18 protein-coding genes are annotated in these 22541 nt (G+C 70.9%); 5 read left to right on the top strand and 13 right to left on the bottom strand.

The features are described from left to right. Positions 1 to 68: 68 nt before the first annotated feature. The 3 genes from AB0F04_RS24670 to AB0F04_RS24680 form a co-directional block, all read right to left on the bottom strand. Positions 69 to 2630: a SpoIIE family protein phosphatase gene (locus AB0F04_RS24670; protein ID WP_362044575.1), complete on the bottom strand. Its 2562-nt coding sequence runs from the start codon at positions 2628 to 2630 to the stop codon at positions 69 to 71. 100 nt (positions 2631 to 2730) lie between these two features. Further along, positions 2731 to 7002 (bottom strand): HAMP domain-containing protein, encoded by a 4272-nt coding sequence (locus AB0F04_RS24675; protein WP_362044577.1) that lies wholly within the window; start codon positions 7000 to 7002, stop codon positions 2731 to 2733. Between the two features lie 243 nt (positions 7003 to 7245). After that, positions 7246 to 7650, bottom strand: a complete 405-nt coding sequence (locus AB0F04_RS24680) for an STAS domain-containing protein (protein ID WP_362044579.1) — start codon at positions 7648 to 7650, stop codon at positions 7246 to 7248. A 105-nt stretch (positions 7651 to 7755) separates the two neighbouring features. Here AB0F04_RS24680 and AB0F04_RS24685 point away from each other — a divergent pair, with 105 nt between their 5' ends. Then, complete coding sequence (locus AB0F04_RS24685; RefSeq protein ID WP_362044581.1) at positions 7756 to 8085, top strand: helix-turn-helix domain-containing protein; 330 nt, start codon at positions 7756 to 7758, stop codon at positions 8083 to 8085. 113 nt (positions 8086 to 8198) lie between these two features. On the opposite strand, the gene AB0F04_RS24690 is transcribed toward AB0F04_RS24685, so the two are convergent. From AB0F04_RS24690 to AB0F04_RS24705, 4 genes are all read right to left on the bottom strand, one after another. After that, positions 8199 to 8576 (bottom strand): peptidase inhibitor family I36 protein, encoded by a 378-nt coding sequence (locus AB0F04_RS24690; RefSeq protein ID WP_362044583.1) that lies wholly within the window; start codon positions 8574 to 8576, stop codon positions 8199 to 8201. Beyond that, entirely contained in the window at positions 8573 to 9220 is a 648-nt protein-coding gene (locus AB0F04_RS24695) for a hypothetical protein (protein ID WP_362044585.1), read from the bottom strand. The genes AB0F04_RS24690 and AB0F04_RS24695 overlap by 4 nt, the downstream gene beginning before the upstream one ends. A gap of 381 nt (positions 9221 to 9601) precedes the next feature. Continuing rightward, positions 9602 to 10909: a glucuronoxylanase gene (locus AB0F04_RS24700; protein WP_362044587.1), complete on the bottom strand. Its 1308-nt coding sequence runs from the start codon at positions 10907 to 10909 to the stop codon at positions 9602 to 9604. A gap of 251 nt (positions 10910 to 11160) precedes the next feature. Continuing rightward, positions 11161 to 12027: a LysR substrate-binding domain-containing protein gene (locus AB0F04_RS24705; protein ID WP_362044589.1), complete on the bottom strand. Its 867-nt coding sequence runs from the start codon at positions 12025 to 12027 to the stop codon at positions 11161 to 11163. On the opposite strand from AB0F04_RS24705, the gene AB0F04_RS24710 reads away from it, so the two are divergent. Both AB0F04_RS24710 and AB0F04_RS24715 read left to right on the top strand, forming a co-directional pair. Next, positions 12014 to 12352: a hypothetical protein gene (locus tag AB0F04_RS24710; RefSeq protein WP_362044591.1), complete on the top strand. Its 339-nt coding sequence runs from the start codon at positions 12014 to 12016 to the stop codon at positions 12350 to 12352. The genes AB0F04_RS24705 and AB0F04_RS24710 overlap by 14 nt on opposite strands. A gap of 69 nt (positions 12353 to 12421) precedes the next feature. After that, positions 12422 to 14878 (top strand): SpoIIE family protein phosphatase, encoded by a 2457-nt coding sequence (locus AB0F04_RS24715; protein ID WP_362044593.1) that lies wholly within the window; start codon positions 12422 to 12424, stop codon positions 14876 to 14878. Between the two features lie 89 nt (positions 14879 to 14967). Here AB0F04_RS24715 and AB0F04_RS24720 read toward each other — a convergent pair whose 3' ends face one another. Next, on the bottom strand, positions 14968 to 15525 hold the full coding sequence (locus tag AB0F04_RS24720) for a DM13 domain-containing protein (protein ID WP_362044595.1): 558 nt from the start codon (positions 15523 to 15525) through the stop codon (positions 14968 to 14970). 319 nt (positions 15526 to 15844) lie between these two features. On the opposite strand from AB0F04_RS24720, the gene AB0F04_RS24725 reads away from it, so the two are divergent. Next, positions 15845 to 16930, top strand: coding sequence for a homoserine dehydrogenase (locus AB0F04_RS24725; RefSeq protein ID WP_362044597.1), 1086 nt, complete (start codon positions 15845 to 15847; stop codon positions 16928 to 16930). Next, a complete protein-coding gene (locus AB0F04_RS24730; protein WP_362044599.1) occupies positions 16923 to 18353 on the top strand; it encodes an aldehyde dehydrogenase family protein in 1431 nt (476 codons plus the stop codon). The genes AB0F04_RS24725 and AB0F04_RS24730 overlap by 8 nt, the downstream gene beginning before the upstream one ends. A gap of 6 nt (positions 18354 to 18359) precedes the next feature. Here AB0F04_RS24730 and AB0F04_RS24735 read toward each other — a convergent pair whose 3' ends face one another. From AB0F04_RS24735 to AB0F04_RS24755, 5 genes are all read right to left on the bottom strand, one after another. Then, entirely contained in the window at positions 18360 to 18791 is a 432-nt protein-coding gene (locus tag AB0F04_RS24735; protein ID WP_362044601.1) for an Lrp/AsnC family transcriptional regulator, read from the bottom strand. 44 nt (positions 18792 to 18835) lie between these two features. Beyond that, positions 18836 to 19006 (bottom strand): hypothetical protein, encoded by a 171-nt coding sequence (locus AB0F04_RS24740; RefSeq protein WP_362044603.1) that lies wholly within the window; start codon positions 19004 to 19006, stop codon positions 18836 to 18838. Between the two features lie 19 nt (positions 19007 to 19025). Further along, positions 19026 to 20165, bottom strand: a complete 1140-nt coding sequence (gene solA, locus AB0F04_RS24745) for an N-methyl-L-tryptophan oxidase (protein WP_362044605.1) — start codon at positions 20163 to 20165, stop codon at positions 19026 to 19028. 578 nt (positions 20166 to 20743) lie between these two features. Next, positions 20744 to 20872, bottom strand: coding sequence for a hypothetical protein (locus AB0F04_RS24750; RefSeq protein WP_362044607.1), 129 nt, complete (start codon positions 20870 to 20872; stop codon positions 20744 to 20746). 187 nt (positions 20873 to 21059) lie between these two features. Next, positions 21060 to 22541 (bottom strand): NAD-dependent succinate-semialdehyde dehydrogenase, encoded by a 1482-nt coding sequence (locus AB0F04_RS24755; protein WP_362044609.1) that lies wholly within the window; start codon positions 22539 to 22541, stop codon positions 21060 to 21062.

Genomic DNA, 22541 nt, shown 5'->3' on the forward strand with positions numbered 1-22541 from the left:
CATCCTGCCGCGACCGTGACGCGCGAGGGGCGGCGGAGCCGCTCCGCGCGCCGCCTCGTCGCTGCCCCTCACCCGACCCGGATACCCACGATGCACGTGTCGTCGTCGGTGTCCGACTTGCTGTAGGTCAACAGGCGGTCCAGCTGCTGGTCGAGGGTGCTCGGCGCCGCGCGGGCTGTGGTCAGGAGGTGGGTCAGGGACTCCTCCACCGGCCGGTCACGGCGTTCGACCAGACCGTCCGTGTACATCAACAGGGTGTCCTCCGGAGCCAGCTGGAGCTCCGTCTCCTCGTAGACGGCCTCGGGGACGGCCCCCAGCAGCAGGCCCTTGACCAGAGGCAGGGGGGCCGCTTCGGCGTCCCTGACGAGCACGGGCGGCAGGTGACCGGCCCGGGCCCAGCGGAGCGTCCGCCGGACGGGGTCGTACAGACCGCACACGGCGGTCGCGGTGACGGCACCCGTGAGATGGTGCGCCACGATGTTGAGCCACGACAGCAACTGCGCCGGCCCGGCGCCGGTCACCGCCAGACCGCGCAACGCGTTGCGCAGGACGACCATGCTGGTGGCGGCCTCGATGCCGTGGCCTGCCACGTCCCCGACGCACAGCAGCACCTGCCCGGTCGGCAGCACGACGGTGTCGTACCAGTCGCCGCCCACCAGTTGCTCGGTCTCCGCGGGCCGGTAGCGCACGGCGACCTGGAGGCCGGACACCTGGAGCGGGGCCTGGGTGGGGGGCATGATGGCGTGCTGCAGCTGCAGGGTCAGCCGGTTGCGTTCGGTGGCCTGCTGCTCGGTGTGCGCCAGCTGGTCGCGGGTGGCGGCGAGCGCCACCTCGGTCCAGTGCTGGGCCGAGATGTCCTGATAGGCGCCGCGCACCAGGAGCAGCCGGTCGTCCGTGTCGAGCACCGGTTCGGCGACGATCCGGATGTGCCGGGTCACCCCGTCCGGCCGCTGCAGCCGGAAGGCGGCGGCCGCCGGCCGCTGGTGGTGCAGCAGCGTGCGCAGGAAACGGCGGATGGAGACGCCGTCGTCCGGGTGCGCATGGGCCGGCAGCTCTTCCAGCGGCACCGGGGTGCTCGTCTGCGGGCGCCCGTACAGGTCGAAGAGCTGCCCGTTCCAGGTGATCTCGCCGGTGAGCACGTTCTCCTCGAACCCGCCGATACGGCCCAGCCTTTGGGCGTGCTGGAGGAGGCTCGCCAGCCGTGCCGTCTCGTCCTCGATGCGCCAGATCAGGAGGACGGACATGCCATGGCGGCTGATGCTGATGTCCGCGACCGCCGAAAGGGGGACCTGGTCGACGAGTGCGGTGAGGTTCATGCGGCGGGCCCGGAAGGGCTCACCGGTGGCGTAGACCCGCTCGACGCGCTGGAACAACTCGCTGTCCCCGGCGGCCATCGGGTAGGCCTCCAGGAGCAGCGCGCCGTTCACGACCGCCCGCGGCCGGCCGGCCGGGTCCAGGAAGCGGTTGTTCGCGTGCTGGATGCGGAAGTCCACCAGGTGCCCGTCACCGTCCAGGTGCGGCACCAGGACCAGGGCGGGGTCGTACAGCCCGTCGGCCAGGTCCATCAGCTCGGCGGCGTCCGGCAGCACGCGCGGCTCCTGGGCCGCTCCCTGCGGCGGCGAGTACGTCTCCAGGGTGTGGGCGCACAGTTCGGCCAGCGCCTCCATCTGCCGGACGATCTGCGGGGGTTGCGGCGCCTGCGGGGTCGGCCAGGCGATCTCCAGCACACCGTGGATGCGGCCCCCGGTGCCGGCGGGCAGGGCGACCCGGCCGCCGTCCGGATGGTGGCGCAGGCCGATGGTGGGCAGTCCGGTCGCGCCGAGGGTGTGGATCCACTGCCCCTCCCGCTCGATGAGCCCCCGTCGCGCCACGGTCACCACGTCCGGCGGGACGTAGCGCCAGCGCTCCGCCTCGGCCGGCGAGAAACCGGCGCTGCCCGCCAGGGTGAGCGAACCGTCGGCGCCAGCGGCCCATATGGCCACGGCCGCCGCGCCGAGCGGACGCAGCGCCTGCTCCAGCAGGGCGTCCGCCACGGCCTGGGCGTCGTCCGCCGCCAGGACACCGCTCTCCGCCACGCGCAGGCGTACGGCGGCCGATTCGGTCTCCGCCTCGTCGGCGGCCCTGGTGGCGGCGAGGAAGGCGTCCGTCACCTCGGACATCCGGTCCCGGGCTGCCTGGTTGATGACGTCGACGGCGAGTTCCAGAGGGGTGACCTGGGCCTGCTCGGCCAGCTGGTTCAGCTGTCGGGCCGCCTGGGCGGGGCCGCACTGCAGCCGCTCGACCAGGACGCCCTTGGCGAGCTCGATCAGGGCACGCCCTTCGGCCTCCGCCTGGGCGGCCCGCACCTCCCGGCTGAGCCGTTCCACGGTGGCGGCGAGCCGGCCCACCGAAGAGGCGGGTGAGAGGTCCTCGGGGCCGGCGGGCGGCTCGTCGCGGGACTCCGGCGCGTGATCGGTGCCCTGCGACGGCCCGCCGGGGGCCGCGTGTGCGTCGGAGGAATCGGACGCCCCGCCCCTGACCGGGGACGACGCTTCTGAGGTCACCGACGGCAGCGAGGACTCCGGATCTGCGGCCGAACCGCGCTTCGGCTCGCCGTCACCCGGCTCGCGCGGCTGCTCGGACATGCTCACGGTGTTCAAGCTCCTCGGCTGGAGTGCCCTGGGGCGCGGAAGGACAGGCCCTGCGGGGCGTCCGGCCCGCAGGTGCGCGGGTGGTCGGACGCCGGTGTGCTCATACGGGCAGCCAGCGGCGGACGCAGGCCATGAGGTCGCGCGTGTCGACGGGCTTCGTGACGTAGTCGCTGGCCCCCGAGGCGAGGCTCTTGTCCCTGTCTCCCGGCATCGCCTTCGCCGTGACGGCGATGATGGGCAGGTCGGCGTACTGCGGCATGCGGCGGATCTCGGCCGTCGCGGTGTAACCGTCCATCTCCGGCATCATCACATCCATCAGCACCAGGGCGATGTCCGGGTTGTTCACCAGCGTCTCGATGCCTCTGCGCCCGTTCTCGGCGTGCAGCACGCGGAAGCCGTGGAGCTCCAGGATCCCGCTCAGCGCGAAGAGGTTCCGCGCGTCGTCGTCGACGACGAGAACGGTGCGGCCGGCCGACGTGTCGTGGACGGCGGGCGGCGCCACGTGCTGCGGCCCTTCGGTCCGGACGAGGGAGAGCACGTCCCCGGGTTCCTCCGCGGACAGGTGCAGGGCGATGCGCTCGCGCAGTTCGTCGAGGCTGGACAGCAACTCCAGTGCGCCGCCCTCCGAACGCGAACGCAGCGTCTCGTCCATGGGCACGTCCGTGGGGTGGCTGCTGTGCACCAGCACCGGAACGCTCGTCAGCGCCGAATCGCCCTCCAGGGCCTGGAGGAAGCGGGACGCCTCGTCGTCGGGCATGCCCAGTTCCAGGACGACGCAGTGGCACGGCTCGGACGCGAGGGCACCGGCCGCCTCCTGTGCCCCGACGGCGGTGATGATGTCGACCGCGGGACGCTGAGCGCCGTCGGAGCGGCCGTGGGTCAGGTCGGCGACCACGCTCTCCGCGACGAGCGTCAGCAGTCCGCGCGACCGCTCCTCCACGACGAGCAGACGCCGGGGCCGGGGACCGGGCCCGATCTGGGGCACCGGCACCGAACCGGTCAGTCCGTCCGGCACGGGTTCCGCCGAGGCCCGCTCCAGCGTCCTGCCGGAATGCAGCAGTTCCTCGAAGTCGGGGCGTGCCACGGGCAGGAACAACGTGAACGTGCTGCCCTGTCCGGGCGTGCTGTGCACCGAGACGGCGCCGCCGAGCAGTTGGGCAATCTCCCGCGTGATGGACAGACCGAGGCCCGTACCGCCGTACTTCCGGCTGGTCGTGCCGTCCGCCTGCTGGAAGGCACCGAAGATCGTCTCCAGGTGCTGCTCAGGGATGCCGATGCCGGTGTCCTTGACGCGGAAGGCGACCACGGAGGCGCCCCGCACCACGCCTTCGGGCACCTCGTCGTCGTCGGCGGGCTCGATGCTCAGTTCCACGCCGCCCTGCTCGGTGAACTTCACGGCGTTCGACAGGAGGTTGCGCAGCACCTGGCGCAGCCGGGAGTCGTCCGTGAGCACGTCGGCGGGCGCACCGGGCGCGGTCGTCACCGTGAACTCGAGGCTCTTCTGCGTCGTCATCGGCCGGAAGGTGGCCTCGACGTACTCGATGAGCTGCCGCAGGGTCACCCGCTCGGGCGTGACGTCCATCTTGCCGGCCTCGACCTTCGACAGGTCGAGGATGTCGTTGATCAATTGCAGCAGGTCCGAACCGGCGGAGTGGATGATCTGCGCGTACTCGACCTGCTTGGGCGTGAGGTTGCGGGAGGGGTTCTGTGCGAGCAACTGGGCGAGGATGAGCAGGCTGTTGAGCGGGGTGCGCAGTTCGTGGCTCATGTTGGCCAGGAACTCCGACTTGTACTTGGAGGCCAGCGACAGCTGCTGGGCACGGGTCTCCAGCTCCTGGCGCGCCTGCTCGATCTGCAGGTTCTTCGCCTCGATGTCCCGGTTCTGCGCGACCAGCAGCGAGGCCTTCTCCTCCAGTTCCGCGTTGGAGCGCTGCAGTTCCTCCTGCTGCACCTGCAGCTCGGTGGACCGGGCCTGGAGTTCGACGGTCAGGCGCTGGGACTCGACCAGCAGCTCGTCGGTGCGGGCGTTGGCCACGATGGTGTTGACGTTGACGCCGATGGTCTCCATCAGCTGCGCCAGGAAGTCACGGTGGATCTGGGTGAAGCGCGTGACCGACGCCAGCTCGATGACGCCGAGGACCTGGCCCTCCACCACGATGGGCAGCAGCACCAGCGCGGACGGCACGACCTGGCCGAGGCCCGAGGAGATGGTGACGTAGCCGTCCGGCAGTTCCTCGACCATGATGGTGCGCCGACTGCGCGCGGCCTGTCCGACCAGGGTGCGGCCGAAGGCGATGCGGGAGGGCCGGCTGCTCTCCTCCGGATAGCCGTAGGAGCCGACGAGCCGCAGTTCGGGCCCGTCGTCGCCGTCCTCGGCGAGGTAGAAGGCCCCGTACTGGGCCGACACCAGCGGGACCAGCTCGTCCATGATCAGCTCGGCGACCACGGGCAGGTCGCGGTGGCCCTGCATCAGGCTCGAGATCCGGGCGAGGTTCGTCTTGAGCCAGTCCTGCTCCTGGTTGGCCCGGGTGGTCTCGCGCAGGGACTCCACCATCGAGTTGATGTTGTCCTTGAGCTCGGCGACCTCGCCGGACGCCTCCACGTTGATCGACCGGGTCAGGTCGCCCTCGGCGACGGCGCTGGTGACCTCGGCGATGGCCCGCACCTGACGGGTCAGGTTGCCCGCCAGTTCGTTGACGTTCTCCGTCAGGCGCTTCCAGGTGCCGGAGACGCCCTCGACCTCGGCCTGGCCGCCGAGGCGTCCCTCGGTGCCGACCTCGCGGGCCACGCGCGTGACCTCGTCCGCGAAGGCCGACAGCTGGTCCACCATCGTGTTGATGGTCGTCTTGAGTTCGAGGATCTCACCGCGGGCGTCCACGTCGATCTTCTTCGACAGGTCTCCCCTGGCCACCGCGGTCGTCACGAGCGCGATGTTGCGCACCTGACCGGTGAGGTTGTTGGCCATCGAGTTGACGTTGTCGGTGAGGTCCTTCCAGGTGCCGGCCACGTTCGGCACGTGCGCCTGGCCGCCGAGGCGCCCCTCGGTTCCCACCTCGCGGGCCACACGCGTGACCTCGTCGGCGAAGGCCGACAGCGTGTCGACCATCGTGTTGATGACCTCGGCCAGTGCCGCGACCTCGCCCGCGGCCTCCACGGTGATCCGCTGCGACAGGTCGCCGCGCGCCACGGCGGTGGCGACCTGGGCGATGGAGCGGACCTGGCCGGTCAGGTTCGACGCCATGACGTTGACGTTGTCGGTGAGGTCCTTCCAGGTCCCCGACACACCGCGCACCTGTGCCTGGCCGCCGAGGCGTCCCTCGGTGCCGACCTCGCGGGCCACACGTGTGACCTCGTCGGCGAAAGCGGACAGCTGGTCCACCATCGTGTTGATGGTGCTCTTCAGTTCCAGGATCTCCCCGCGCGCGTCCACGGTGATCTTCTGCGAGAGGTCGCCCTTGGCGACGGCCGTGGCCACCAGGGCGATGTTGCGGACCTGGCCGGTCAGGTTGCCGGCCATGAAGTTCACGGAGTCGGTGAGGTCGCGCCAGGTGCCCTTGACGCCCTTGACGTCCGCCTGGCCGCCGAGGCGTCCCTCGGTGCCGACCTCACGGGCCACACGTGTGACCTCGTCGGCGAACGCGGACAGCTGGTCCACCATCGTGTTGATGGTGCTCTTCAGCTCCAGGATCTCCCCGCGCGCGTCCACGGTGATCTTCTGCGAGAGGTCGCCCTCGGCCACCGCCGTGGTCACCTGGGCGATGGAGCGGACCTGGCTGGTGAGGTTGCCCGCCATGTGGTTCACGGAGTCGGTGAGGTCACGCCAGACGCCCGCCACGCCGGGCACCTGCGCCTGGCCGCCGAGCCGTCCCTCGCTGCCGACCTCGCGGGCCACCCGGGTGACCTCGTCCGCGAAGGCCGACAACTGGTCGACCATCGTGTTGACGGTCTCCTTCAGCTGCAGGATCTCACCGCGGGCGGGCACGTCGATCTTCTGCGAGAGGTCGCCCTTGGCAACCGCCGTGGCCACTTGGGCGATGTCGCGGACCTGGGTGGTGAGGTTGCCCGCCATCGCGTTCACCGAGTCGGTCAGGTCGGCCCAGGTGCCCGAGACTCCCGGCACCTCCGCCTGTCCGCCGAGCGTGCCCTCGGTGCCGACCTCACGGGCCACCCGGGTGACTTCGGAGGTGAACACGGACAGCTGGTCGACCATGCCGTTGAAGACCGTGGCGATGTCGCCCATGAGGCCGTCCGCGTCGTCCGGCAGCCGGGTACCGAAGTCCCCGTCGCGGACCGCTGTCAGGCCGGCGAGCAGCCGGCGCAACTCCTGATCACCCGGCACCGCATCGACGACCCCAGTGCTGTCGCTGGTCATGCGCACCCTCGTTCCGCTCCCCAAGAGCCCTCGAAGCCGAGGACTCGGAACCCCCCGAACCGAAGTGCGGCCCGGTTGTCGTGCAAGCGTGTTCCACGGTCACAGATGTGTATGCGAGGTGGAAATACGCCGCAGGTTAACCCACGTTTCAAGCCCTGAACAAAGCAGACCCGTCATCCTCGGCCGAACCGCGCCAGTGCGCCCCGAACCCGCGCTGCGCGGGCGGGCGCGAGGCGGGCCCGCTCAGGAGACGGCGGCGACGTCCAAGGAATCCCGGGTCTCCAGGATGGTGTCGACTCCGGTGATCTCGCAGAGCCGCTGCAGCTGCGCCGACGGCTCCACGACCCGCAGGGCGCCTGCCTGGTGGGTGAGGATGAGCAGGTTCAGCAGGGTCGAGTCGGCGAAGGTGATGCCCGAGGCGTCCAGGATCACCTTCGGATGCTCGCGGACCGCGACCGCCAGCGCGTCCGCCAATGGCGTGATCGAGTCCATGTCGTAGGAGCCGCGGGCGACGACGACCCAGGCCCCGCGCCATTCGTACTGCAGGACCGCGGCCCCTTCCGAGGCAGACGCGATGGCCCGTTCCGGCAGCGTCTCGGCGCCGGTGTCGCGCGTGAGCGCCGGCGCGCCGGCCTCGTCCCAGGGCATGGTCGGGCTCCTTCTGTGGATCCCCGAGGGGAGCACGTCATATGTTGCATGAAAAGTATGTCACGTATCTACGTTCCGGCAACAAGCTCCTCTAAAATGCTGCGCATGGTCGGAGTGCCCGAGTCCCACAGCGGATGGACGTTCATCACAAGCCACGCGCGCGTACTGGCAGTCATTGCCGACAACCCGAACGTCCGCATCCGCGACATCGCTGCCCGCTGCCGTCTCACGGAACGTGCCGTCTCGCGGATCATCGTTGATCTGGAGCAGGACGGTTACCTCTCCCACACCCGGGACGGACGCACGAACACCTACCGCATCGAGCCGGACAAGGTGCTGCGCCACCCGGCCGAAGCCGGCCTCTCCGTGGCCTCCTTGCTCTCCCTGCTCCTGCAGGACGAGTCCGCCCGTGTCAGGAAGCCCGTCTCCCGATAGCAGGCCTGCGGGGCACGCGGATCTCGCCGGCCCGGTCTCACGCGTTCGGGGCGGGGCGACGTGCGAAGCCCCTGCGTGACGTGCGTCGGCAGGGGCTCCGGTCGTGCGGCGTGTCAGCAGCTCATGGCCCAGGTGTGGGAATCGCCCCGGTCGTTGGCCGCGCCGTTGTAGCCGACTTCCTGGCCGGGGGTGAGACAGATCGTCATGTGTCCGCCCAGACTGGCGCTGGAGTAGACCCTGACGTGGTCCTTGATGCCGGGCCCGGAGATCCCGTGGTTGGCCCAGGAGGAGTCCGTGTCCGCGATCCAGCTCTCCCACCAGCGGTCGTCGCCGGACCAGTTGGCACGCTGGCCGGAGAAGTGGGCGTTCTGCCAGACGCAGAACTCACCGCGGGGGCAGTCGGCGGCGCCTGCCGTGCCGGCCGTGCCGAGAGCGCCGGCGAGGAGGAGGAACACCGCTGCGACGGCGGTGGACAGCCTGCTTTTCGTCATGACGGATCGGGACCTTTCTGGTGGGGGGTGGGGCGGCCGGCCAGCAGCCGGGCCGCGCGGCGCAGTGCGCGGTCGCGCAGCTGCTCGTATGTGGCGATGTCCTCGCGGTGTGCGGCGCGGACGGCGTCGAGCCGGGCGGGCTCCAGCCGGGCCCGCAGGTCGTCCAGCCCGCTGTCCCGCGCACAACGGGTGTCTCCCTCGGGGCAGGCGGCCCGGCGCGCGAGCGCTGCCCGGTACCGGGGATCCTGCCGGAGGCGGGCCTGCGCCTCCGGGCGCAGGTTGTTGACGGTGACCTCGGCGCGGAACCAGCGGGCCTGGTCGCCGTAGAGATGGCGGTGCGCCCGGGCCAGGCAGCCGTCCGTGTGCGTACGGACGGTGTGACCGGTGGCGAGGGTGACCTCCAGTTCGGCCGGGTCCGTCCCGAAGAGTGCGTCCTCCTGCGAGGCGGACGGATCCGCGGTGCCGTGGGCGGTCATGCACCGGTCCACCAAGATCTGCTGTGCGGCCTTGATCAGGTCGCTGCGTGCCCGCTCCGAGGTCGGCAGCGCCGGTTGCGGCGGCCCGGCGCAGCCCCCGGCCAGCAGCATCGTGAGTACCGCGGCCGGAAGCGTCCGGCCCGTGCCCCGGGTCCAAGCAGCGCTCATCTCCACGTCACTTGGAACGATCAAGGACCGGGCAGGACACGGCACTTGAACCGGACCGGGAGGCGCTCGGCGTGCGGAGCGCCGGTCGTCCGCCGTCGAGGGGGGCGTGCGCGCGTCGAAACGGCCGTGGGGGGGCGCATCGAGACGGCCACGAGAAACGGTGGAGCCGAGTGACGGCCTTCGTGCTCTTCGAGGGCCCTGACACCGTGGCGCCCTCGCCGGGATGCTGCTCTCTCGTGGCACGGCCCGGCAAGCTGGGCGGCGGCCGGGCCGTGCGTCGCAGTCGCAGTCGCAGTCGTAGTCGCAGTCGCAGTCGCAGTCGGTCCCCTGCCCTCGGTCGCGTCCCTCACCCCGGGATGCGGGAAGAAGGCAGGGGGATCCTCACCCGGTGACGAAGGTCGTCACGCTCTGCGCGGGAAGCTGACCGGTGAAGGAGCCGTTCGACACGGTGATCCTGCCCTGGGACGCGAGATTCCTGCCGGCGTCCGTCAACCACGAGGACACACCGGACGAGGTGTTGTTCTGCAGGACGAACTGCTGGCTGACTCGCGCGGTTCCCTTGTTGACGGCGACGATGACCAACCGGGAGCCGCTCCCCTTGTACGCCGAGACGTAGACGTTCGGCTGGGGATTCGGCGTCACTGCGAGGCGTACATGCCCTGGGCGGACGAACTTGGAGAAGTGCGCCATGCCGGCACCGCGTTTGCTGATCCGGCCGTCTTCCCGCATGGGTCCGTAGCCGCGCCGGATGTACCACCACACGTACGCCTGGAACTCGGCGTCCACCATCGCGCGGTGGACGTGTTCCGCGACGCCGAGTGCCTGGGGCCAGAGATCGGCCGAATCACTGCTGTTGGGGTAGTAGACCTCCGTCATCCACAGTTCCTTGCCCCCTCCCTTCTGCTTGAAGAGGGGATAGGGGAAGTTCTGGAACGGTGTGCCGTACAGGTGCGCCCCGAGGATGTCCACGTTGGCGAGTGCTCTGGCGTCGTTGAGGATCGGGTCCGAGAAGCTCTTCACATACTGGAAGGACTCGGGGGCGATGACCCTGGTACTGATCGAGCCGGCGTTCTCCCGCAGGAACCGGGTCATCTCGCCCGGAGTCCACCACGTCCAGTCGTGCGCGTAGTCGGGCTCGTTCTGCACGGAGATGGCGTACAGGTTCACTCCGTTGTTCCGCATGAAAGCGACGAAGTCGTTCAGGTGCTGCGCATAGGCGCCGTACATGTTGTACCGGAGCCGCTTCGCGTTGGTCTGCTGGCCGTGGGTGAAGGTCTCGACCATGCCGGCCGGGGGATTCCAGGGCGATGCGAAGACGGTCGCCCCGAGTTCGATCGCACGCTTGGCGGTGGCGACTTCGCGGCTCCAGTTCGCACGGTCCTCGGAGACGAAGATCCTCAGCACCGAGAAGCCGAGCTGTCCGTCGCCGTTGCCGAATGCCGTGTCCCTCTGAGCGGGTGTCAGATCACCGATCCAGAGCGGGTGATTCATACCGCCGAATCCCCGGATCGTCTGCCGCGTCGCAGACGGGTCGATGGTCAGCGCAGCCGCGACGGACGGGGTGCGAGGTGCTCCCACGGCCGGCGTCGCGGCCGCGAGGACGGGCAGGGCGCCCATCGTCGCCAGAAGGGCACGGCGACTCGGAGATTCCGGTCCTGTACTGCTGGATCCATTGCGGTGTAACGACATGGTTCCTCCTGGGCGGGGGCGTCGCTTGACTCGGCATCTGCTTTCTTCGCAGCGAACAGGAGCGTGGGAGCGCTCCCTCATGCGGCGAAAGTTTCGTGCAATCAACCGATCGGGAGCGGTGTAGGGAAGGTAGGTGCGCGCTCTTTCACCGTCAAGACTTCTGGAACCGGCCGCGTGCGGCCGCTCTGTGGATGTTCACGCCCCGAACGATGAGCCGGGACCGGCCCGGGTGTGGGCGGCGTGCCGGCTCCTCAGCCGCGCCGTACGGCACCGAGCTGGGCCCGGTGCAGGCCGGGAGCGGTGAACCGCTGCGCCACCGTGCGCAGGACGCGGGCCATCGCCTGGGCGGGTGGAGTGGCGGGGCGGGCCGTGGCTCGGGTGAGCAGGATGCGGCGGGTGGGGGCCGGTACGTCGGAGGCGAAGGGCAGCCGACGTGCCTCGCTGCGACGGCTGGTGAGGGCCGGGCGGGGTGCCAGGGCGATACCGAGCCCGGCGGCGACCATGGCCTGTGCCTCCTGGTAGTCGTGCGAGGAGTAGGCGCTGCGCGGCTCGAAGCCCGCCCGGCGGCAGCTTCGGCGCAGGACGTCGGCGACGGGGTGGTTGTCGGCGCGGATGATCCATTCGTGGTCGGCGAGGTCGCCGAGGCGCACGGAGGGGTGGGTGCGCGGGGGTGAGTCGGCGGGGACGACCAGCACCGTGGGGTCGTCCAGGAGGTGGGTGAGGGAGAGCGCCGGATCGTCGAGGCGGTTCCACTCGTAGTGCCAGAGCAGCCCCTGCTCCACCTCGCCGGTGTGCAGCATGTCCCGGAGCTCGGCGAGGACCCCGGCGCGTACCTCGATGCGGATGCCGGTGTGCCGGCGCCGGAAGCGGGTGAGCGCGAGCGGCAGCACGGACGCGCTGGCCGTGGGGAAGGCACCCAGCCGCAAGGTGCCCTGGTCGAGGGCTGTGAAGGAGTCCGGATCGGACTGCGCCGCGCGCAGTTCGCGGCGGATCGCCTGACCGCGCCCGGCCGGTGCGGCACCCGCCGGGGTGGGGCGGATCCCGCGTGGCAGCCGCTCGATCAGGGGCTGTCCGGCCTCCTGCTCCAGCAGCGTGGTCGGCACGGTGCTGGAGATCAACCTGGGCGTCCTCGCCTTCGTCGCCACCTTCGCCGTCGGCACCGCCTCGCTCGGCCTCACCGAGGACGAGATCTTCGAAGGGCTCCCGGCGAAGCTCTTCGTGACCATCGTCGGGGTCACCTACCTGTTCTCCGCCGCCCGCCGCAACGGCACCATCGACCGGCTGGTCGCGGCCGGGGTGCGGCTGGTGCGCGGCAAGGTCGCCCTCATCCCCCGGGTGTTGTTCCTCGTCGCCGCCCTGCTGACGGCGTTCGGCACCTTCACCCCCGCCGCGGTCGCGCGAAGGCGCACCAGCCGGAGCGCCGTACAGCGGGGGCCGCTCTAGGCTGGAAGCAGCCGCTGGAGACCAGCCCCGAAGGGCACGGCGATCCGGACGGAGGCGTGGTAGGTGCAGATGGCCGGCAAGCAGGATTCCCCCACGGCCGCTGTCGTGGTGGGCCCCGACGGCATCGTGAGCGGCTGGAGCGAGGGGGGCCGGCTGCTGCTGGGCTGGACGGCGGAGGACATCGTCGGGCGTCCCGTGACCGACCTGCTGGCCGACCCGCCGCCGCCACCCGGCTTCCCGGAGGGCTACGGCGCCGGCCCCGACCCGACGGGGTTCATCCTCCTGCGCCACCGGGACGGTTCCACCGTGGACGCCGCGGTGACGACCCACCCGCTGTCCGGCCCGGACGGGCGGGCGCTGGGCCACGTGGTGACCATCCAGCGCTGGGGACGCCGTCCGGTGGTCGCCGACCGGGCCTTCGAGCAGTCGCCCTTCGCTCTGGGCGTGTACGACCCCGAGCTGCGGTTCCTGTGGATCAACGCCTCCTCGTGCCGGGTGATAGCGCACTCGGAGGAACAAGTGCTCGGCAGGAAGTACCGCGAGGTGCTTCCCGAGTTCGACCGCACCCTGTTTCCCGAGCGTGACGACAAGCCCTACACCGACGCGCTCGCCCAAGTGGCGAGGACGGGCGAGCCCACGCGTCTCATCACCGTCTTCCGTCCGCGCGGCAGCGACTACGCCAACGCCTGGGCCACCAGCATCTGGCCGGTCCGGGATGCCGGGGGCGCAGTCCGCGCGATCGCCAACTGGGGATTCGACATGAGCGCCGAGTACTGGGCTCGGCAACGCCTGCTCCTCCTCAACGAGGCCAGCGGCGGCATCGGCCGGACCCTCGACGTGATCGGCACCGCCCAGGAACTGGCCGCGACTCCGGTGCCGGGATTCGTGGACCTCGTCAGCGTGGACCTCTTCGACGAGGTGCTGCGCGGGGAGGAGCCGCCCTCAGGATTGCCGTCCGCGCCCGGCGAGACCATCAAACTCACCCGTGCCGCAGAGCACAGCACGAAGGCGGACGCCGGCCAGGCTCCGGGCGTCACGACACCGGTCACGCACACACCCGGTTCCGTCGCCGCCCGCTGCATGGCCGCCGGCAGGTCCACGGTGGAACTCTCGGTCGAGCCCGGCCAGGGCGGCGAGTGGGCCTTCGGGCCCGGACTCGCCGCCGACCCGGCCGGCTGGCCGCCGGACAACCCCGTGATCGACGCGTCCCTCGCCGCGGACGGGCTGACCGGCCGGATCACCGTGCCGCTCCGGGCGCGCGGAGCGCTGCTCGGCGTCGTCGCGTTCTCCCGCGTCGAGCGGCCCGAGGCCTTCACCGCCGACGACTTGATCCTCGCCGAGGAGCTGGCCGCCAAGGCGGCCGTCGCCATCGACAACGCCCGCCGCTACTCGCGCGAGCGCACCACCGCGCTGACCCTGCAACGCACTCTGCTGCCGCAGGGCCTGCCGAACCATGAGGCGGTCGAGGTGGCCTCCCGCTACCTGCCCGGCGGGACCGGTACGGAAGTGGGCGGTGACTGGTTCGACGTCATTCCGCTGTCCGGCGCCCGGGTGGCCCTGGTCGTCGGCGACGTCGTCGGTCACGGCCTGCACGCCTCGGCCAGCATGGGCAGGCTGCGCACCGCGGTACGCACCCTCGCCGACGTCGATCTGCCACCCGACGAACTACTGACCCACTTGGACGACCTGGTCCTCCACCTGGCCGGCGACCTCCAGCCCACCGGACACTTCCAGTCGACCGGCGAGTCCGGGGCCACCTGCCTCTACACCGTCTACGACCCGGTCTCACGGCTCCTCACGCTGGCCAGTGCGGGCCATCCCCTGCCGCTGATCATCTCCCCGGACGGCCGCCGCACCCCGGTGTCCGTCCACCCGGGACCGCCGCTCGGCATCGGTGGGCTGCCTTTCGAGGCCACCGAGCTCGAACTGCCGGAGGGCAGCCTGCTCGCCCTCTACACCGACGGACTGGTGGAGAGCCGTGAGCGCGACGTCGACCAGCGGACCGCCGAACTGCAGCGAGCCCTGAACCACTCGACCGCCTCGCTGGAGGTCCTGTGCGACACGGTGATGGACGCCATGCTCCCCCGACGCCGCACCGACGACGCCGCCCTGCTGCTCGTTCGTACCCAGGCGCTGGACCCCCACCACGTCGCCGACTGGGACGTCGAGCCCGACACCGCGCAGGTGCCGCGTGCCAGGAAGCTCGCCGTCGACCAGGTGGACGCCTGGGGGCTGGAAGAGGCGGCCTTCGTCACCGAACTGGTCGTCAGCGAGCTGGTCACCAACGCCATCCGGTACGGCGAGCCGCCCATCAGGCTGCGGCTGATCCGCGACACGTCCCTGATCTGCGAGGTCTCCGACGCCAGCAACACCGCCCCGCACCTGCGCCGGGCCCGCGCCTTCGACGAGGGCGGCCGTGGCCTGTTGCTCGTCGCCCAGCTCACCCAGGGGTGGGGCACCCGGCACACCACCGACGGCAAGACGATCTGGTGCGCGCAGAACCTGTCCGAAGCTGAGCGGCACTGACATCCGAGCCCGCGGACGTCTGCTCGTGTGCGCTCGCCGGGCATGGCGGCTTGCCAGGCTCTCGGTCTCCTGTTCCGGCCTGAGAGACCTCAGGCGCGGGCGAGTTCGGCCGCGCCGAAGGAGACGTCGAAGCGGTCGCACCAGATGCTGACGCTGGTGTAGCGCGCGGGGTCGACGTCGTCGGGCAGGACGTAGTTCTGGCTTCCCTTGTTGCCCTTGAGCTTGCCCAGGCTGACGTACTCCCCGTCGTCGAAGACGTGCCAGCCGGACTTCCCCTCCTTGACGGGTGCGTCGGTCAGCCACACGCGCAGGTCCGGTCCATTGCTGGTGTCGAGGTTCTCCAGCCGGACGACGTGGGAGCCGTCCGCCAGTTGCACGAGTTTCGCCCTGCCCGATGTCGCGTGTTCGTGGCTGATCAGTTCACCACTGGCCAGCGTCCGGGGCCGGGCCGGGGAGGAGGGCGTCCGGGCCTCCGCCGCGGGCGGGGCGGAGGTGGCCACGGTCTCGGGCAGCGCCTCTTCGACGGTCTCGTCCTGCCACAACTTCCAGGGCTGGAACCAGTACAGTCCGAATCCGACCGCGGTCACCGCCACCACCAGCACCCCGATGACCAACGATCTGGTCACCGCTTTCCGCTCGCGCCTCATCGTCGCCTCACCCCTTCGGAGTCCGCCTGTTGCTGCCCATTCAACGTGGCGCACTGCCGTCCTGGGGCCCGCAGGAGATGACGGAACCCTTACGCCTGTCGCCGCTTCGGCACGAGGGTGGAGCTCTCGTCGTCCCCAGGCCTTCGCCTTCGGCCGGAACGACCCGGGTCCCACCGGGCCCGGAGCGAGCGAATCGTCATCGCAAGCGTGCAGATCGGCATGCCGTGCGGCCGTTGCGGCATGGCGCGGGTGACAGGCGCGCAAACCAAGCTCTGACCAGCCGCACCGTGAAGGCGGCGGACTGTGAAGGAGCGATCTCATGGGCCGATACGATCTCGCCCTCATCGGATTCGGCGGCGTCAGTCGCGCGCTTGCCGAACTCATCTCCCGGAACGGGGAGCGCCTGGCCGAGGACCTGGGCTTCGCCCTGCGGGTGGTGGCGATCACCGATCTGCGGGCCGGTTCCCTGGTGGACACCGACGGCATCGACTTGGCGCCGTTGCTGGCCACCGCGCCCGGGGAGCTGAGCTTCGCGGGCCTGGCCGGCGGCAGCGCGGATCCGCGCAACGAGTGGGTGATCCGGGAGGTGCCGGCCGACATCGTCGTGGAGGCCACGTTCACCCGTCCCACCGACGGCGAGCCCGCCCTGTCCCACGTGCGCTGGGCCCTGGAAGCGGGCAAGCACGTGTGCACCACCAACAAGGGACCGGTCGCGCTCGCCGGTCGTGCTCTGAAGCAGCTGGCCGCCGAGCGCGGTGTCGGCTTCGAGTTCGAGGGCTCGGTCCTCAGTGGCACTCCCGTTCTGCGCACCGCCCGGCGCATGTTCGGCGGCCTGGAGATCACCGGTGTCCAGGGCATCATGAACGGCACCTCGAACTACATCCTGGGCCGCCTCGAAGAGGGCCTCGAACTGTCGGCCGCCATCGCCGAAGCCCAGGACCTCGGGTACGCCGAAGCCGACCCCACCGCCGACATCGAGGGCCATGACGTCCAGCTCAAGGTCATGATCCTGGCCAACGAGGTCCTCGGCGCCGACCTGCGCCGCGAGGACGTCTTCCGCGAGGGCATCTCGGCGATCACACCGGACGAGGTACGGGACGCCGCCCGCAAGGGGCTGCGCTGGAAGCTGGTCGGCTCCGCCATCCGCCACGAGGACGGCAGTGTCGATGCCCGTGTCGCCCCGCTCGCCCTGCCGGCACACCACCCGCTGGCGGGGATCTCCGGCCCCCTCAACGCGGTCGCCTTCGAGACCGACCTCCTCGGCACCGTCACGGTGTCCGGGCCGGGCGCCGGTCGCATCGAGACCGCCTACGCCCTGCTGTCGGACATCATCGCCATCCACCGGCGCCACGCCGACGACGCCGCTCCGACGCGCCCCGTTCTGAAGGAGACTCACCGTGTCTGAGACCACCGTGGCCCCCGGCGTCGAACTCGGCGCCGACACGGCGCCCGTGTACAACCCCTACACCGGTGAGGTCATCGCCTCGGTCCCGACCGTCGACGCGAACGCCGTCGGCGGCATCCTGCAACAGGCCAGGTGCGGGCGCCGCACCGCGGCCACGCTCTCCCGCGCCTCCAGGGCCGGGGTCCTGGAACGCGCCGCCCACCTGGTCGAGCGGCGCGCCGAGTCCTTCGCCCGGCTGATCGTCAGTGAGGCGGGCAAGACCCTCATCCAGGCCCGCAAGGAAGTCGCCCGCGCGGTGAACACCCTGTCCCTGTCCGCAGCGGAGGCACGGCGCAACGCCGGCGAGGTCATCCCCTTCGACTCCTACGAGGGCTCCGAGAAGCGGCAGGGCTGGTTCACCCGCGAGCCGCTGGGCATCATCGCCGCCATCACCCCGTTCAACGACCCCCTCAACCTGGTCGCCCACAAGCTCGGCCCGGCCATCGCCGGGGGCAACGCGGTCATCCTGAAACCCTCCGCGCTGACGCCGCTGTCCGCCCTGCGGCTGGTCGACACCCTCATCGAGGCCGGCCTGCCCGAGGAGATCGTCACCGTCGTCAACGGCGACGCGGGCATCGGTGCCGCGATCGTCTCCTCCCCCGACGTGCGCATGGTGTCCTTCACCGGCGGGTTCGCCACCGGCGAGGCCATCTCCCGCACCGCCGGCCTGAAAAAGCTCGCCATGGACCTGGGCGGCAACGCCCCGGTCATCGTCATGGACGACGCCGACCTCGACGAGGCCGTCGCCTCCTGCGTCTCCGGCGCGTTCTGGGCCGCCGGCCAGAACTGCATCGGCACCCAGCGGATCCTCATCGCGGCCCAGGCCTACGAGCGTTTCCGCGACGCCTTCGTCGCCCGCACCCGGCGGCTGCGCCTCGGCGACCCGCTCGACGAGCGCACCGACGTCGGCCCCATGATCACCCCGGAAGCCGCGGCCGCCACCCGGGCCAAGGTCGACACGGCGATGGCCCAGGGCGCGGTCCTGCTGTGCGGCAACGAGGTCACCGGCGCCCTGTACGCGCCGACCGTCCTGGAGGACGTCCCGGCGACCTGCTCCATCTGGCAGGAGGAGGTGTTCGCGCCGGTCGTCGCGCTGCAGCCGTTCACGTCGTTCGAGGACGCCATCGAGCAGGCCAACGCCATCGACTACAGCCTCCACGCGGGCATCTTCACCTCGCGCCTGGACCGCGCCCTGAACGCGGCACGGCTGCTGGAAGCCGGCGGCGTCATGATCAACGACTCCTCCGACTACCGCTTCGACGCCATGCCGTTCGGCGGATACAAGTACGGCAGCATGGGCCGCGAAGGTGTGCGCTTCGCCTTCGAGGAAATGACCCAGCCCAAGGTCGTCTGCGTCAACCACATCGGTGAAGTGGTCCGATGACGCCACTCACCGGCGGTTGACGACGCCGGACAGGGTGAGCGCGGTGACCGTGTCCCGTACACCGGGCATCTGGGCGATGTCCTCCCAGATGCCCCGTACGCGTTCCAGGGAGGCCGCCTCCAGACGCACCATGATGTCGAAGTCACCGCTGAGGATCTCGCAGATGACGACCTCGGGGATGCGCTTGAGCGCGGCCAGGACGTCGCCGCCGCGCATCCGGTCCCGGCGGTACACGAGCACGAGCGCGGAGACCACCTCGCCGGTTCCGCCGCCCGCGCGGACGAGGGTGTAGCCGGCGATGTGGCCCTGACGCTCGAGCCGTTCGATGCGCTGGCGCACGGCGTTGCGGGACAGCAGCACCTTGCCCGCCAGCTCCGAGTGCGAGACGCGGGCGTTACGGGTCAGCTCCGCGATGATCTTCTCGTCGATGGTGTCCATGGAGCACCTCCTCCTTCCCGGCACAGCGGGTCGAGGGGAGCGGTTCAGCGGCCGCCGCCGTGGACACCACCGGTGATCACGACCCTGGGGCCCGGGCGGGAGCCGTTGACGAGGATCAGGGGAACCTCCACCGTCGTGGTGCCGAGGTCGGCGGACAGGCTCCCGCGGGTCTTCCGGCCGGGCTCGGCCCTCAGCGCGCCGATGGTCAGGGTCATGGCTTTCCCTTGTTCGTGCTCAGGCCGCGGTGCGGCCGTTCGTGGTGATGAAGTCGATCGGCTGGGACGTGCGGCCCTCCAGGGCGAGATCCGCGGCGATGTCGCCCATGGCGGGCGAGATCTTGAAGCCCTGGCCGGAGAAGCCGGCCAGCAGGACGATGTCGTCGCAGCCCGGCAGGGGGCCGACCAGCGGGCGGGTGCTGTCGGTGTAGCCCTCCATGAAGACGGACAGGCGCACCGGGTCGGGGTTCAGGCCGGGCAGGTGGCGTCGCACCGCCGCGGTGAAGGTCTCCAGCTCTTCCGGCGCGACGGTCCGGTCCAGCCGGTTGGGGTCGTCCACGGGCTTGTGGTGCGGCTGCGGCAGGCCCAGCTTGACGGCCAGGCCGTCCGGGGACGGGATGCCGTAGAACGAGGTGGCGCCGCAGCGTATGAAGGCCGGACGCTCGGCGTCCGCGGGGTGGTCCTCGTAGGGCAGGAACCAGGCGCTGATCGCGCGGTGGACGCTCACTTCCCACGGCAGGTCGGGCAGCAGGTCGCCCACCCAGGGGCCCGGCGTGACGACCGCGGCATCGAAGCGCTCGGTGTCGTGGTCGGTGCGGATCTCCACGCCTCCCCCGGCGACGGGAGTGACTTCCCGCACCGGGGTGTACCGGCGGATCCGGGCGCCCAGTTCCTCGGCACGCCGGGCCGCTGTCTGGACCGTCAGCTCGGGGCGGACGAACCCCGCGTGGGAGTCGAGGACCACCACGTCGCCGTCGTCGACGCGGAACTGCGGGAAACGCTTGGCCATCGCCTCGGTGTCGATCATCTCGTGGTCGAGGCCGTGCTCGGCGATGCCGTCCATGACCGTACGCATCTCGGGGTCGTCGGCCGGCCCCATGACCAGGGCTCCGGTCAGACGGCGCAGTTCCCGGCCGGTCTCCGCCTCCAACCGCTTCCAGAGGGTGTCGGCGTGCCGTACGAGCGGCACGTAGCGGCCGTCGTGGGTCTGCACGCTGCGGAAGACGCGGGTCTCGCCGCCCGCGGCGCTGCGGTCGTGGCCGGGCGCGAACCGGTCGTAGCCGACGACCTCTGCACCCCGGCCGGCCAGCCGCCATGCGGCCTGGCTGCCCATCGTTCCCACGCCGACCACCGCGACGCGTTTCCTCGCAGCTGACACAGGACTTTCCTTTCGTGGCGCCGGGCCGCAAGCCGGCCCCGAGCATGAGGGTGCTCTGTGGCGGTTTGGAGGGCGCACGCCCTTGGGGCCCCGGAGTTCCCGTCCGTCCCGGCTTCGGAGATCCTCCCGCACAGTGTTCCACAATGTGGCACGCTGTGCTATCATCTGGCACAGAGGATGGCAGCGACTCAGGGGGGAGTCAAGAGGTCGGCGGAAGAGCGCGTGGCCCGACCTCACCTCGCCTGTGCTGCAGCGCGACCACCGGGGCCAGTGCTCTTCGGCACTCATCGGCGATGCGGTCCGGGTCGCCGCCGAGACGGTGGGGTGCCCGAGGGGTTCTCCGGCGAAGGACAGGCAGCCGATGGAGGTGCCGCGCAGGAGGCAGAGCGGACCCGCTTGTTCGCCGAGCGGATCGGACCCGTCTGCCGACCCGATCTCGCGACCCGCCTGCCCGACGCCGCCGGCATGGCGCAGGCAGACCTTCTGCACACCGACACACGGCCGCAGGCGTGGGACGACTGGCGACGTATCACCGGCATGCAAACAGAACCAGCCTCCCAGCGGACGCTGGAGCACTTCTACCTGACCCTCCAGGCCGCCGCTCCGGCGTCGGTGTCGCGATCGCCCCGTATGCCGTCGCCCGCGACGACCTGGAGCGGGGGCAACTCGTCGCCCCCTTCGGCTTCGTCGCCGACGGCACCAGCCACCACCTCCTCAGCCGTCGATCCCCCGAGCGGGACGAACGGGTCCGCCGGTTGACGGCATGGCTGCGGGCCGAGACCAGCCGACTCGGAAACGATTCCTGACCAGGGTCGGTGAGCAGGCCCCTGCCGGTGTCGAGGACAGAGGCGTCGGCCCACAGCACAGTCCGACTCGCGCACTGTGTCGCCTTGCTCAGGTGTTGAAGCCGGGCATCGACAGGTACTTGAGCTGCTGATACTCGTGGAGACCTTCGGGCCCGCCCTCGCGGCCCAGGCCGGACTGCTTGACCCCGCCGAAGGGTGCCGCGACCTCGGAGACCAGGCCGCGGTTGATGCCGACCATTCCCGCCTGCAGACGGGCGGCGACCCGGCGGGCGCGGTCGATGTGGGATGTCATCACGTACGACGCGAGGCCGTGCTCGGTGTCGTTGGCCACCGCTATGGCCTCGGCCTCGGTGGAAAAGCGGTGGATGGCGGCGACGGGTCCGAAGACCTCCTCGTGCATGATCGCGGCATCGGCAGGGACATGATCCAGCACGGTGGGTGCCGCGTAGTGGCCAGGCCCGTCAGGGATCTCCGCCTTGCCGACGACGACGGCACCACGCGCCACGGCGTCCTCGACGAGGCTACGGACCTTGTCCACCGCACGCTGGTCGGCCAGCGGGCCGAGCTCGGTGTCCTCCCGGTCCGGAGGGCCCACCCGGACAGCGGCCATCTGTTCGCCCATCGCCTCGGCGAACGCGTCGGCGATTCCCCCCTGGACCAGGAAGCGGTTGGCGCCGACACAGGACTGGCCGCCCAGTCGCATCTTCGCGATCATCGCTTCGCGGACCGCTAGGTCGAGGTCGGCGTCGTCGAAGACCAGGAACGGTGCGTTGCCGCCCAGCTCCATGGAGGTGCGCAGCACCCGCGCACCGGCTTGCTGGAGCAGCAGCCTGCCGACCGGAGTGGACCCGGTGAAGGACAGCTTGCGCAGCCGGGGGTCGGCCAGCAACGCCGTACTGACTGCTGCCGCGTCACTGCTGGTGATCACGGTCAGGACACCCGCCGGTGCGCCGGCCTCACGGGCCAGCTCGCCCAGGACCAGGGAGGACAGCGGGGTGAGCGCGGCCGGCTTGAGCACGGCGGTGCAGCCCGCGGCGAGAGCGGCGGCGGCCTTGCGGGCGGCCATGGCCAGCGGCACGTTCCACGGGGTGATCAGGAGGCAGGGGCCGACCGGTTCGGCGACGGTGACGATGTGGCTCCTGCCGTCCGGGGAGGGAGTGCTGCGCGCGTGCGGGCGGACCGCCTCCTCGGCATACCAGCGGAAATAGGCCGCGGCGTAGTCGACCTCGCCCCGGGCTTCGGTGATCGTCTTGCCGATCTCAAGGGTGATGATCCGGGCCAGCCGTTCACGGTGTTCGGCCATGGCGTCGGTGATCCGGTGCAGGACGTTCGCGCGATCTCGGGGGCTGGTGCGGGCCCACCGGTCGGCGGCCGCAGCCGACGCGTCCAGTGCCTTCAGCGCGTCCTCTGCGCCGCAGTCGGCGACGGTGGCTATGACTTCTTCGGTCGCGGGGTCGCCCACCTCGAAGGTGCGGCCACCGGTGGCGGGTTGCCAGTCGTGGGCGAGGAAGCCGCGGGGGACGGATGCGAGGACTGCCGCCCCTGAGGGAGCGGCGAGGGTGTCAGTCAT

The sequence above is a fragment of the Streptomyces sp. NPDC029041 genome (assembly GCF_040637515.1).
Classification (GTDB): Bacteria; Actinomycetota; Actinomycetes; order Streptomycetales; family Streptomycetaceae; genus Streptomyces.

Coding starts and splice junctions, on each gene's coding strand:
- AB0F04_RS24680 (WP_362044579.1), bottom strand. CDS start 7,650: ATGCCCTGGGACGAGGCCGGCGCGCCGGCGCTCACGCGCGACACCGGC.
- AB0F04_RS24715 (WP_362044593.1), top strand. CDS start 12,422: ATGGCCGGCAAGCAGGATTCCCCCACGGCCGCTGTCGTGGTGGGCCCC.
- AB0F04_RS24755 (WP_362044609.1), bottom strand. CDS start 22,541: ATGACTGACACCCTCGCCGCTCCCTCAGGGGCGGCAGTCCTCGCATCC.
- AB0F04_RS24700 (WP_362044587.1), bottom strand. CDS start 10,909: ATGTCGTTACACCGCAATGGATCCAGCAGTACAGGACCGGAATCTCCG.
- AB0F04_RS24685 (WP_362044581.1), top strand. CDS start 7,756: ATGGTCGGAGTGCCCGAGTCCCACAGCGGATGGACGTTCATCACAAGC.
- AB0F04_RS24690 (WP_362044583.1), bottom strand. CDS start 8,576: ATGACGAAAAGCAGGCTGTCCACCGCCGTCGCAGCGGTGTTCCTCCTC.
- AB0F04_RS24735 (WP_362044601.1), bottom strand. CDS start 18,791: ATGGACACCATCGACGAGAAGATCATCGCGGAGCTGACCCGTAACGCC.
- AB0F04_RS24725 (WP_362044597.1), top strand. CDS start 15,845: ATGGGCCGATACGATCTCGCCCTCATCGGATTCGGCGGCGTCAGTCGC.
- AB0F04_RS24675 (WP_362044577.1), bottom strand. CDS start 7,002: ATGACCAGCGACAGCACTGGGGTCGTCGATGCGGTGCCGGGTGATCAG.
- AB0F04_RS24740 (WP_362044603.1), bottom strand. CDS start 19,006: ATGACCCTGACCATCGGCGCGCTGAGGGCCGAGCCCGGCCGGAAGACC.
- AB0F04_RS24720 (WP_362044595.1), bottom strand. CDS start 15,525: ATGAGGCGCGAGCGGAAAGCGGTGACCAGATCGTTGGTCATCGGGGTG.
- AB0F04_RS24695 (WP_362044585.1), bottom strand. CDS start 9,220: ATGAGCGCTGCTTGGACCCGGGGCACGGGCCGGACGCTTCCGGCCGCG.